Annotated in this window: 13 protein-coding genes and 1 tRNA gene; 5 read left to right on the forward strand and 9 right to left on the reverse strand. The window is 69.3% G+C overall.

The features are described from left to right. The coding region (locus KQ305_RS04895; protein WP_259724312.1) for a lipid-A-disaccharide synthase-related protein at positions 1-850 on the reverse strand (850 nt) is incomplete at its 3' end. Between the two features lie 44 nt (positions 851-894). On the opposite strand from KQ305_RS04895, the gene KQ305_RS04900 reads away from it, so the two are divergent. Further along, positions 895-965: transfer RNA gene (locus KQ305_RS04900), tRNA-Cys, on the forward strand. Positions 966-1,105: 140 nt separating this feature from the next. Beyond that, positions 1,106-1,255, forward strand: a complete 150-nt coding sequence (locus tag KQ305_RS04905) for a hypothetical protein (protein WP_259724313.1) — start codon at positions 1,106-1,108, stop codon at positions 1,253-1,255. 34 nt (positions 1,256-1,289) lie between these two features. On the opposite strand, the gene KQ305_RS04910 is transcribed toward KQ305_RS04905, so the two are convergent. After that, entirely contained in the window at positions 1,290-1,928 is a 639-nt protein-coding gene (locus tag KQ305_RS04910) for a trans-aconitate 2-methyltransferase (protein WP_259724314.1), read from the reverse strand. A 251-nt stretch (positions 1,929-2,179) separates the two neighbouring features. Next, the gene (locus KQ305_RS04915) at positions 2,180-2,710 is read right to left on the reverse strand and encodes a hypothetical protein (RefSeq protein ID WP_259724315.1); all 531 of its coding nucleotides are present in this window, start codon (positions 2,708-2,710) and stop codon (positions 2,180-2,182) included. A 245-nt stretch (positions 2,711-2,955) separates the two neighbouring features. Between KQ305_RS04915 and KQ305_RS04920 the strand changes: the two genes are divergently transcribed. Next, positions 2,956-3,957, forward strand: a complete 1,002-nt coding sequence (locus KQ305_RS04920; protein ID WP_259724316.1) for an aldo/keto reductase — start codon at positions 2,956-2,958, stop codon at positions 3,955-3,957. A gap of 5 nt (positions 3,958-3,962) precedes the next feature. On the opposite strand, the gene KQ305_RS04925 is transcribed toward KQ305_RS04920, so the two are convergent. Both KQ305_RS04925 and purM read right to left on the reverse strand, forming a co-directional pair. After that, entirely contained in the window at positions 3,963-4,625 is a 663-nt protein-coding gene (locus KQ305_RS04925; RefSeq protein ID WP_259724317.1) for a hypothetical protein, read from the reverse strand. A 105-nt stretch (positions 4,626-4,730) separates the two neighbouring features. Continuing rightward, positions 4,731-5,765, reverse strand: a complete 1,035-nt coding sequence (purM, locus tag KQ305_RS04930; protein WP_259724318.1) for a phosphoribosylformylglycinamidine cyclo-ligase — start codon at positions 5,763-5,765, stop codon at positions 4,731-4,733. 424 nt (positions 5,766-6,189) lie between these two features. On the opposite strand from purM, the gene KQ305_RS04935 reads away from it, so the two are divergent. Both KQ305_RS04935 and KQ305_RS04940 read left to right on the forward strand, forming a co-directional pair. Next, on the forward strand, positions 6,190-6,684 hold the full coding sequence (locus KQ305_RS04935) for a septal ring lytic transglycosylase RlpA family protein (RefSeq protein WP_259724319.1): 495 nt from the start codon (positions 6,190-6,192) through the stop codon (positions 6,682-6,684). A 79-nt stretch (positions 6,685-6,763) separates the two neighbouring features. Then, positions 6,764-8,323: a bifunctional pantoate--beta-alanine ligase/(d)CMP kinase gene (locus KQ305_RS04940; RefSeq protein WP_259724320.1), complete on the forward strand. Its 1,560-nt coding sequence runs from the start codon at positions 6,764-6,766 to the stop codon at positions 8,321-8,323. Here the strand turns inward: KQ305_RS04940 and KQ305_RS04945 are convergent. The 4 genes from KQ305_RS04945 to cpcA form a co-directional block, all read right to left on the reverse strand. Beyond that, entirely contained in the window at positions 8,320-8,847 is a 528-nt protein-coding gene (locus KQ305_RS04945) for a low molecular weight protein-tyrosine-phosphatase (RefSeq protein ID WP_259724321.1), read from the reverse strand. The two genes, KQ305_RS04940 and KQ305_RS04945, sit on opposite strands and share 4 nt — an antisense overlap. After that, a complete protein-coding gene (locus tag KQ305_RS04950) occupies positions 8,844-9,506 on the reverse strand; it encodes a HEAT repeat domain-containing protein (protein WP_259724322.1) in 663 nt (220 codons plus the stop codon). The genes KQ305_RS04945 and KQ305_RS04950 overlap by 4 nt, the downstream gene beginning before the upstream one ends. Next, complete coding sequence (locus KQ305_RS04955; protein WP_259724323.1) at positions 9,506-10,315, reverse strand: HEAT repeat domain-containing protein; 810 nt, start codon at positions 10,313-10,315, stop codon at positions 9,506-9,508. The genes KQ305_RS04950 and KQ305_RS04955 overlap by 1 nt, the downstream gene beginning before the upstream one ends. Positions 10,316-10,434: 119 nt before the next feature. Next, the gene (gene cpcA / locus KQ305_RS04960; protein ID WP_259724324.1) at positions 10,435-10,923 is read right to left on the reverse strand and encodes a phycocyanin subunit alpha; all 489 of its coding nucleotides are present in this window, start codon (positions 10,921-10,923) and stop codon (positions 10,435-10,437) included. Positions 10,924-10,938 lie beyond the last annotated feature (15 nt).

Genomic DNA, 10,938 nt, shown 5'->3' on the forward strand with positions numbered 1-10,938 from the left:
CCGCCGCCGGGGTGAATCCAGCGGCGGTGAGGGGGGCGGCCAGCTCGGCGTCACTGGGGCGAGAGCCGCAGGCCAGAAGCACGCTGATCGGCTGGGTCGCGCTGGCGGACGGCAGGGCGGCGAGCAGGCCGCGCAGGTTGCCCAGGGCCTCGGGCAGGCGGCTGCCCGGCAGCAGCAGCAGACGGCGCCGCCCCTGCAGCCAGGCCGGCAGGGGCCCAGGGGCGGTGAAGCCATCCATCATCGGGTTGCCCGGGGCGAGGGCCTGGACCCCATGGCGGCGCAGTCCCCGGGCGGTGAGGCGATCGCGCACCGCCACCAGCTGGCAGCGGCTGTGGCCCATCAGGGCCCACTCCCAGGGATCCCATTCGCTGCCCTTGGCCCGGTGGTACCCATCGGCCAGGGGGGAGCGGCCCCAGCCGGCCGGGGCGGGTGAGGCCCAGGTGTGGTCGCTCTTCGGGGTGCCGAGGAAGCCGTAGGGACCGCCGCCTGCCCAGGCCAGCAGCAAGGGCAGAAGGTCGCCCACCGCCAGGATCGGCAGACCCTGCCGTCCCCAGCGCCGCACGATCCGCCACTGACGCCAGCTGAGCAGCGGCAGCCCGGCGGCCAGATCGTTCAGCAGTCCCCGCAGGCTCTGGTTGCTGAAACCGCCGCTGGGCAGCGGCTGCCGCGGCCCGACCCGCTGCAGCTCCCCGGCCGCTTCGGCGCCGGCATAGGCCTGGCCCATCCCCACCAGGGGCAACACCTGCACTTTCAGGTTGGGTTCCTGGTGCCGCAGGGCCTCGATCAGCCGCAAGGCGATCAGGTCCTCCCCGTGGCCGTTGCTCAGAACCAGCAGACAGGGGGTGGACATGCCATGGCTGATACGATCCGCTGCGGGGAGTTTGCTCCCCGGCAGGCGGCATGGCCAAGTGGTAAGGCAGAGGATTGCAAATCCTTTATCCCCAGTTCGAATCTGGGTGCCGCCTCTGCAACAACCGGCGCGCTCCTGCTCGCCCTTCCGCGCAGGAGTCACGGCCCAATGGCCGCCCATCGGTGGCAGACTGAAATGGACTTGCCAATGAGGACTGAGGTGGGAGCCAACTCCACGGAAGAGCCGGATCCGTTCGTGGCGCTGCTCAGCGAAGACTGCCTGGAGATGATTGAAAAGATCCAGGCCTATCGCGAAAGAATTCAGTTACCTTCCACACCCACGGCGATTCTCGAAGACGCCATCATCGAGTACTACACCGCCCTCAAAAGGGTCGGAAACTGGTAACACTGCCGCTGCTGGGTGACGGCTTGGTCTGGAGTCAACCCTGCTGCATTCCAGGCCTTTGCTGCGGCTGACGTGCTCCTGCTCCCAGGATCAGTTCAGCCCGTTTCCTGTGCAGGCTCATCGAGGTTTCGGTGAGCACCACCCACTGGGCCAGGGTGGAGCAGTGCTCCTCAAAGGGGGGCAGGTCCAGACGCAGCGGCCGCCAGGCGCCCGCCTCGATGTCCTGGTTGAGTTCCGAGTGGGGCAGATCGTCGTTGGTGATGATCAGCCAGCGGTAGTGGGCCTTGAAATGGTCGAGATACTCCCGCACCAAATGGTTGGGAAGGTGTTGCAGCACATCCTTCACCAGGATCAGATCAGCGGGCGGCAGGCTGGCCAGGTCCTCAAAGAGCTGGAAGCGAATCGAGTCGCTGGCGTGGAGGTCACTGTTGGCGGCCACCACGGAGTCGACGATGTCAATCCCGGTGTAGGTGATGTCACCCCAGTGGATGAGCCGGGAGAACTGCCAGTCGCCGCAGCCGAAATCGACGACGCTGCGGATGTGATTGAGCCGCAGAAAGCGCTGCAGGGTGGCGATGTATTCGCCATTGAACTCAGGTCTGGACCCCTGGCCGGAGCCTCCCCCCCATGTGTCGCGTTGGTAGATGCGCGTGAAGGCGTCCTTGGTCGACATGCCGGATAGTGGGTGGCGGCACCCTAGCGGCGACGTCCCTCCGGCCACTCGCGTCGGCTCAGGGAAGGACGCCCAGGAGCAAGGAGATCAGGGCGAAGCCCACGACGCCCACCAGGGCCAGCAGCGATGTGGACTGGGGCATGACCGTCACCCGAACGAACGAATAATAAAGAGAACCTGAAGAAGGTCAGGGTTGTCTGTGGCGTTCGTTGCCGATCGTCATTTCCCTTCCGCACGGTTCCCAGGCCCGCTCAGGGAGAGGCTTCCGCCTGCCACCGCTGTCCTTCCGGGCCGACGGCCTCGCAGCGGAAGGCGCGCCCATCCAGGTGGCAGTGGCCGCTGGCGAGCTGGGCCCTGGTCAGCCCCAGGGCCGCCGTGGTCTCGCCGAAGCCCGCCTGGCCTACGGCGCTCACCCGCAGTTGCAGGGGCCAGCGCGGCTCGCAGCGGCTTGCCAGGCATTGCATCCCCTTGGAGCCCTCTGCCAGCACCCCGGCAAAGACCAGCTGGCGATCCAGAAAGGCGCCGCTGCCACCGGGCTGCAGAAACCGGACGGTGAGCAGTCCCTCCATCTGCTGATCCAGCCGCAGCAGCCTGCAGCTGCTCGGCGGCTGCGGCGGGGCCTGGCCGGAGCTGCTGACGATGCGGCAGCGCCGCAGGCCCCCTTCCCAGCGGCCGAAATCCTCGCCGGGAAGTTCCTGGGCCTCCAGGGCCGCCCATGGTCCAGTGAGGACCAGCAGAAGCGCCAGAACCGATTGGCATCCCCGGCAGGGCCGCCGCTTCAATAGCCCGAGTCGGCGACGCAGATCCCCTGGCAGCTGATTCCGTTGCTGGCCGTGCGGCCACAGTGGGAACACAGCACCGGATCTGGGGCAGGCCCGGAGGGCACGTTCCTGGCGCCCAGTGGCACGTTCGGGCCAGCTTCGGTGGGGGGAAGCGGTGGTCGGACGCCCGGATGGCTGGTCATCGCGTCTCCCCTGGGGACGGTTCGGATCGATCATGGCAACAGAGCGAGAGCGTCGCGATCGTCTTGACCGACCCTGCCATCCCCCTGCCCGTTCCTGTGCCATCGGGCGTCGCCGCGGTTGGGGTGGGCACCTGGGCCTGGGGGAATCAGTTTCTCTGGGGCTACGACCCCGCCCAGGACGCGGAGCTGGCCGCCTGTTTCCGCCGGGCGGTGGACCTGGGCCTGACGGTCTTCGACACGGCCGATTCCTATGGCACCGGTCGCTTCGGGGGCCGCAGTGAGTCGCTCCTGGGCGGCTTCGTCGAGGCCTTGCCGCCGGACCGGCGTGGGGCGCTCACCGTGGCCACCAAGCTGGCCCCCTTCCCCTGGCGCCTGGGTCGCCGGGGTTTCGAGAGGGCCTTCGAAGCGTCCCGTCGGCGGTTGAGGGGCCATCTCGACCGGGTCCAGCTGCACTGGAGCACGGCCCGTTATGCCCCCTGGCAGGAGGCGGCGCTGCTGGAGGGACTGGCGGATCTGGTTGAGCAGGGCCGCGTGGGCAGCCTGGGGGTCTCCAACCTGGGACCGCGTCGGTTGCGCCTGGTGCACGGGCGGCTGGCCCGCCGGGGGCTGCGGCTGTCCAGCCTGCAGGTGCAGCTGTCCCTGCTGGCCCCCGATGCGCTGGCGGCCGAAGGGGTCGCTCCGGTCTGCCGGGAGCTAGGCATCGAGCTGCTGGCCTACAGCCCCCTGGCCCTGGGCCTGCTGAGCCGGCCACCGGGGGAAGGTCAGGCCCTGCCCCCTGGACCCCGGGGCCTGCTGTTCCGCCGGCTACAGCCCCGTATCCAGCCCCTGCTGCAGACCATGGAGCGGATCGCCTGTGCCCACAATGCCCCCATGGCGGCGGTGGCGATCAACTGGTGCCGGGCCCATGGGGCCCTGCCCCTGGTGGGGTTGCGCCGCGTCGACCAGGCCGAAGCGGCGGCCGCGGCCACCAGCTGGTGCCTCGATGACGGGGAACGACGTGATCTGGACCGGGTGGCGCAACGCTGCGACGGGCGCATGCCGGCCAACCCGTTTCAGAGCGGTTGAAGGGGTCAGGCGCTGAGGGCGTCGGCCGGATCGGGGCTCAGAACCACCGGCAGGGCCGCCGGCCGTGGCTGGGGGGCCTCGGCCCGCTGCAGCAGCCGGACCACCTGGGGATCGGCCGGTTCGCCGCCGAGGGCGCCGTCTTCACCGGGGCCACAGGCGCTGAGGGCTTCCTGCAGCAGGGAATCGAAGGTGGAGCCTGGCAGACGGTGGCGCGCCAGTTCAAGGAAGGCGCGGGCCAGGGATTCGCCCGCGGCCGCCCGCAGTGCCGGGTTGGAGCGCCTCAGTTCCTGCTCCTGGGCGATCGAGTTGAGAAACCGCTGGGTGATGTCCCGCTTGGTGGTGGCCCGGATGCGGGTGTCCTGGTCGGCTTCACTGAGGGCACCCTGGGCCTCCAGTTCCTGCAGGCGGCGGTTGAGGCTGTCGAGGACGTCCTGGGCTTCCTTATTGATATGGGTGAGCTGGCCGTCGGAAAGGCGGGGCAGGTCGGCCACATAGACCTTGCCGTGGTCCCGCAGGGTCAGAAAGGTGGGGCGCTGGCCGCCCGTGCCTTCCCGCTGCACCGGGGCCCCACCGTCCCGCAGACGGGGACGTGGCTGCTGGGGGCGCTGGGGCGGAATCGGGCCGGCGGAACTACGGCGGCGGGTGATGCGTCTGGACGTATCGAACATCGGGCAGCGAAATCTTTTGAACGTCTTGGGAGCGTGGGGGGCCTGGTCGTGGCGGAATGCCGCGATTGAACCTAGGAAAAGCGGCGGATCAGGACCGGAGTCGCTTCAGTGCGGCAATCCGGCCAGGGGGTGTTCCCCCGGGTCGCCTGCCGCGACCCTGCCGAGTTCCCAGGCCTGATGGCCCGAGGAGCGGCAGAGATCGATGATGCCAGCTGAGGCCGCCGGCGGCACCACCAGGCAGAAACCGACCCCCAGGTTGAAGGTGTTCCACAGATCGACCTCCGGCACCTGGCCCCGCTCCTGCAGCCAGCGGAACAGGGGCGGACGCTCCCAGCTGTCGGGGTCGACCACCGCATGAACCCCCTCGGGCAGGCAACGGGGCAGGTTCTCCGGCAAGCCACCGCCGGTGATGTGGGCCATGGCGTGGAGCGGCAGCCCCGATCGGCGCAGGTCCTTCACCAGCGAGGCATAAAGAAGTGTCGGGGTCAGCAGGGCCTCGATCAGTCCTTGCCCGGTTGCCGGCAACAGGGTGGCGGCGTCGACGGCTTCGGCCTCCAGGATGCGCCGCACCAGGCTGAAGCCATTGCTGTGGACACCGCTGCTGGCCACGGCCACGATTCCGTCGCCCGGGCTGACCTGCGCCCCGTCGATCCGTTCCTCCTCCTCCACCACCGCCACGCAGAACCCGGCCAGGTCGTAGCGGCCGGCGCCGTAGAAGCCCGGCATCTCGGCAGTTTCGCCCCCCAGCAGGGCGCAGCCGCTCTGGCGGCAACCGTCGGCGATGCCTTCCACCACTTCGGCCATGGCCTCGGGGCCGAGCTTGCCGGTGGCGATGTAATCGAGGAAGAACAGCGGTTCGGCGCCGCTGGTGATCACGTCGTTGACGCACATGGCCACCAGATCCAGGCCCACCCCGTGGTGACCGCCATGGGCCTGGGCGAGCTCGAGCTTGGTACCCACCCCGTCGGTGCCGGCCACCAGCAGGGGACGCCGCATCCCTGCCGGCAGACGGCAGAGGCCGCCGAAGCCCCCCAGTCCCCCGATCACTTCCGGTCGTCGGGTCGTCTCGACACTGTTTCTGATGCGTTCCACGAAGGCGCGGCCGGCGGCGACGTCGACGCCGGCAGAGCGGTAGTCCATGGGGCAAGGGTCAGCGCTGCACCGATCCTGCATCGGCGTGGGGCCGGCGGGGCCAGCTGACGCGCCCAGAGCGTGGACGATCCCGGGATTGGCACGTATTTCCATCGTCTGGCCTTATGCCATTGATCAAATCCACTGATGTTTCGCTAGCGCCGCTGGGCCAGTCATGCCAGTGGACGCCTGGAGGGGTGGCAAGGATGAAGAAAACTGATCGGTTCTGAGGCCTGTTTGCAGCGTCTTTGAGGTCTGCGCAGTTCGGATAGTTTTCCTGGGTCGTCAATTTCTGTAAGGAATTCGCCAGGCTTTTTCGGACGCGTTTGATTCAGCCACTACCGACTCAGGTTTGGTTGTCTTCAATGCCCGAATGCAGTCATCAGGAATGTCGTTCCTCGATGTCGTGCCCAGCCAGTGTCTTCCGCTTGTTATGCGAGCTAATCAACTCCTGGGCGCCGCCGCCCTTCTCTTCACCAGCAGCATCGCTCCGGCCCAGGCCGGCTCCCTTACTGCCCAGCAGGCCCCAGGGAGTTCCGTCGCCATCCGTCCCGCCGACTTCCCCTCCACCTGGGACCGTTTTGTCGAGGAGATCCGCACCGTGCCCACGGCGAGCAATCTGATCGCCTCCGCCGGTCGTGTCACCACCGGTCAGGCGAGCTGGTACGGACCAGGCTTCTTCGGCAACCGCACCGCCAGTGGAGAGGTTCTTCGCCCCGGCAGCCTTACCGCCGCCCACCGCACCCTGCCTTTCGGCACCAAGGTGCGCGTCACCAACCTCTGGAACGGTCGTTCCGCCGTGGTGCGCATCAACGACCGTGGTCCGTTCCATGGCAGCCGCGTGATCGATCTGGCCCATGGAGCCGCCCACGAACTCGGCCTCACCTCCAGCGGCGTTGCCCAGGTGAAGCTCGAAGTGCTGCCCTGAGGCTGCCTTCCGGCTCTGTCCGGCTTCCTTTCTTTCGGCCCATCCGCCAATCTGGCGGCTGGGCTTTTTTTGTGGTTCGGTGCGACTGCTTCAGACCAGGGCCGACCTGAACGACTGGTGCCGTGGGCAGGCCGGGCGGCCGCTCCACTTCGTCCCCACCATGGGCAGCCTGCACGCAGGCCACCAGCAGTTGCTGCATCGGGCCTGCGAAGCCGTGCCCGCGGGTCGGCCTGCGGTGCTGCTCAGCGTGTTCGTCAACCCGCTCCAGTTCGGACCGTCCGGGGATTTCGACCGCTACCCCAGGGATCTGGATGCCGATGCCGCCCTGGCGGCGGCGGCAGGTGCCGAGGCCCTGTTTGCCCCATCGGTGGCGGAGTTGTTCCCCGGCGGTGAGGCCCAGCTCACCGGCGTGGTTCCCCCGGCCGCCCTGCGCCAGTCCCTCTGCGGTCCCGGCCGGCCCGGCCATTTTGAGGGTGTGGCCACCGTGGTCTGCCGGCTGCTGGCCCTGGTGCGGCCCGATCGCCTCCTGCTCGGGGAGAAGGACTGGCAGCAGCTCACGATCCTGCGACGCGTGGTGGCCGACCTGGCCCTGCCGGTGACGGTGCAGGGCTGCGCCACGGTGCGGGAGGCCGATGGGCTCGCCTGCAGTTCCCGTCATCGCTACCTCAGCCCCAGCGAGCGCGATCAGGCTTCGGCCCTGCCGGCCGCCCTCAGGGCGGCGCGCACGCTCTGGCGTGGGGGCATGGCCAGTGCGGCCCTGTTGACCGCTTCGCTCCGCCGCGACCTGGAAGCGGCGGGCCTGGCCGTGGAGTACTTGCAGCTCGTGCAGCCCTCTACCCTGAGTCCCGTTACCGCCGCCAGCGGGATCTCCCTGTTGGCCGCGGCCGCCGGTTGCGGCAGCACCCGGCTGATCGACCATATCTTCCTGATGAACCGCCCGCCGATCGTCGCCATCGATGGCCCCGCCGGGGCGGGCAAGAGCACCGTCACCAGGGCCTTCGCCCGCCGCCTAGGCCTTCTTTACCTCGACACCGGCGCCATGTACCGGGCCCTCACCTGGTGGGTGCTGCACCGGGGGGTGGACCCGGCCGATGCCGCCGCCATCGCCCCCCTGCTCGTCGACCTCGATCTGCAGCTGGAGAGCGACGCCGGCGGGGAGCAGCGAGTGCAGGTGAATGGCCACGAGGTGAGCGAGGCGATCCGCGGCCCTGAGGTCACGGCTTTGGTGTCCACGGTGGCGGCCCATGCCTGCGTGCGGGCGGCCCTTACCGGGCAGCAGCAGGCCATGGGCCAGCGGGGCGGATTGGTGGCGGAAGGACGCGACATCGGCACCGCCGTCTTCCCGGAGGCGGAGTGCAAGGTGTTCCTCACGGCCACGGTCGAAGAGCGGGCCCGCCGCCGGGCGGCGGATCTGGCCCAGCGCGGCTTCGTCGTGCCGCCCCTGGCGGAACTGGAAGCCCAGATCGCCGAGCGGGATCGCCTGGATTCCACCCGGGCCGAGGCCCCCCTGTGTCAGGCGGCTGATGCGGTGGAGCTGGTCACCGACGGCCTGGGCATCGACGCCGTGATCCAGCGCCTTGTGGATCTGTTCCGCGAGCGGGTGCCGGAGGACGCCTGGCCGGGCCCTGCGGCCCCCTAGCGTTGCGTCCGTTCGGCCGTCAGGGTTTCGAGCAGGCCCCCGCAGGCGTCCTCCAGCAGGTCGAGCACCCGATCGAAGCCCTCTTCCCCGCCGTAGTAGGGATCAGGCACCTCTTCAATGTCGTAACGGCGGCAGTACCCGGTGAGGGGGCTGATCTGAGCCGTGGCCTCCCCTTTCCCGGCCAGGCCCCGCACCGCCTTGAGGTTCTGCCGGTCCATGGTCAGCACGTGATCGAAGCGGCTCAGGTCGCTGTGGGTGATCTGGCGGGCTCGGCTGGGCAGGTCGATGCCCCGCCGGGCGGCGGCGCTGCGCATGCGCTCATCGGCGGGCCTTCCCACGTGCCAGTCGCCGGTGCCGGCGGAATCCGCCCTGAAGGCGTGCTCCAGGCCCTGGAGGCCGATCAGGTGCAGGAAGACCCCCTCGGCGGCCGGGGAGCGGCAGATGTTGCCAAGGCAGACGAACAGGAGGCTGGTGGGCTGTGCCATGGCGAGGGGGGCGGCGGGCGGTTCAGGGGGGGTGGTCATTGGGCGTTGAGTCGTTTGAGGGCCACGCCGGCCCGCAGCCGCACCACCTGTGTGTCCTCCCGCTCCGGATCCTGGAGCTGCTTCAGGCTCGACTCGGCCCGATCGCGGTGGGGATCGGCCGGGGGCATGGGCAGGGCCAGGCCCTCGAGGCCCGCCGCCACGGCGTAGCGCACGACCCACTCGCCATCCCCGCGGCCGCTCTCGAGGGCATGGAGGCAGCGCTCACGCATCTGGTGGCGTTCCGCCTCGGCCAGGGACTCCAGCCGCAGGGCCCCCAGCCCCCTGGCGGCGGCCCGGCGCACGCTGGGCCCGACGTCGGTGGCCAGGGCGTCCTCGAGCACGTCCAGCCCGCGGGGGTCGCCGATCCCCGCCAGGGCCCGCACGGCCCAGGCCCGGGCGCCGTAGTTGTGGGCATCGAGATTGGCCAGCAAGGGCCCCACGGCCGCCGGGCCCAGGGCGATCAGCCCATCCACGGCGGCCACGGCGGCTCCCGGATTGTTGAAGCCCAACACCTGCACCAGGTGGGGCACGGTGGCCAGGGGGTCGTCGCAGGCGATCAGCCGGCGGGTGGCCACCACCAGCTCCTCGGCGCTGCCAGCCTGCTCAAAGGCTCGGATCCGATCGGCCGCGAGCCTGGAATCTCCGCTTGCGGCCGTCATCAGAGCAGGGCGTCCATCGCCATCAGAACGGCCTCATCATCGCTGTCCGCCTCACTGCCGGTGCTGTTCTCCACGAGGCCCCGCAGGGCGATCAGCTTGAGACTGTTCTCGGCCAAGGTGCGCTGGATGGGGGCGAGGGCGGGACGCCATCCCACAGCCCCCAGATCCATCAGAGCCGCACGACGCACCTGCAGCTGGGGATGCTGCAGCAACTGCAGCAGCTCCTCGGCCCAGGCCGTCTCCCCGGTGAGCTGCAGCAGGGCCCGGCAGGCTGCACTGCGGACCAGGGGGCGCCCATGGCTGGTGAAGGGCTTGATCACGGCCAGGACGTCCGGTGCGGCTACGCCGATCGTCCCCAGGGCCTCCAGCATCGCCTCGCAGGGTTCCTGCAGCCGGGGGCTGTCGCTGCGGTTGGCGCCGGCGACGTCGGGCCCGCTGGCCAGGCGGCGGGTCAGAAGCGGCAACGCTGCCGTGGCCCGCAGCTCGCCGAGGGCACGGGCCGCGGCCTCCCGCAGGCCGTCGTCGGCATCGTCGAGCACCTCCAGCAACTCCGGCACCGCCCGCCCATCGGCGATCTTGCCCAGGGCCCTGGCGGCATTGCGGGCCACGGCGTTGTGTTCCACCCCGGCGCCCACGTCCCGTGGTTGGCGCTGGCGGAGGGCCGCCAGGAGCAGGGGCACGGCCTCCGGATGCCGGCTGCGCATGCGACCCAGCCACCAGGCCGCGTAGTACTGACGGGACTGGTCGTCTGTCTGGCGCAACTGCTCCAGGGCTTCGGCTTCACTGATCGGCTCACCGTCACCGGCCATGGGCGTGCAGAGGTGGAAGGGAAGAACTATTGGGAATGCTGCCACCCCCACGGCCAGGGGGAATCGGCCCAAAAAAAGGGTCCCCGAAGGGACCCAGAGGAATCGAAGACCGAAGCGGCTCAAACGAGGGCGCTGATGGCGTAATCGATGTAGTTGTTGGCGATGACGCCGGCGTCGCCGGAGATACCGTGGTTGGCCTTGATGTAGCTCAGGGCTTCCACGTACCAGGAGGGGGAGAGTTCGAAGGTGCGGTTGATCTCGTCGAGACCGGCCACGAGGTACTCATCCATGGGGCCGGTGCCACCAGCCACGAGGCAATAGGTGATCATGCGGAGGTAGTAGCCGATGTCACGGGCACACTTGGCCTTGCCGCGGGCGTCGGAGGCGTAGTTGCTCCCCTGCATCTGGGTGGTGTAGGGGAACTTGTTGTAGACGGCCTGGGCGGCGCCGTTCACCAGGGAGTCGGCGTTGGCGGTGAGGGACTTGGCAGCTTCCAGGGCGTTCTTGGCGCGCTCGAAGCGACCGAAGGCGGCGTTGAGCTCGGTGTTGGACAGGAAGCGGCCCTGGGAATCAGCGGCTGCGACGGCCTCGGTGAGGGGAGTCTTCATGAGAAGGGGGTTGGA

The organism is Synechococcus sp. CS-1332, from assembly GCF_025127995.1.
GTDB lineage: Bacteria > Cyanobacteriota > Cyanobacteriia > PCC-6307 > Cyanobiaceae > Cyanobium.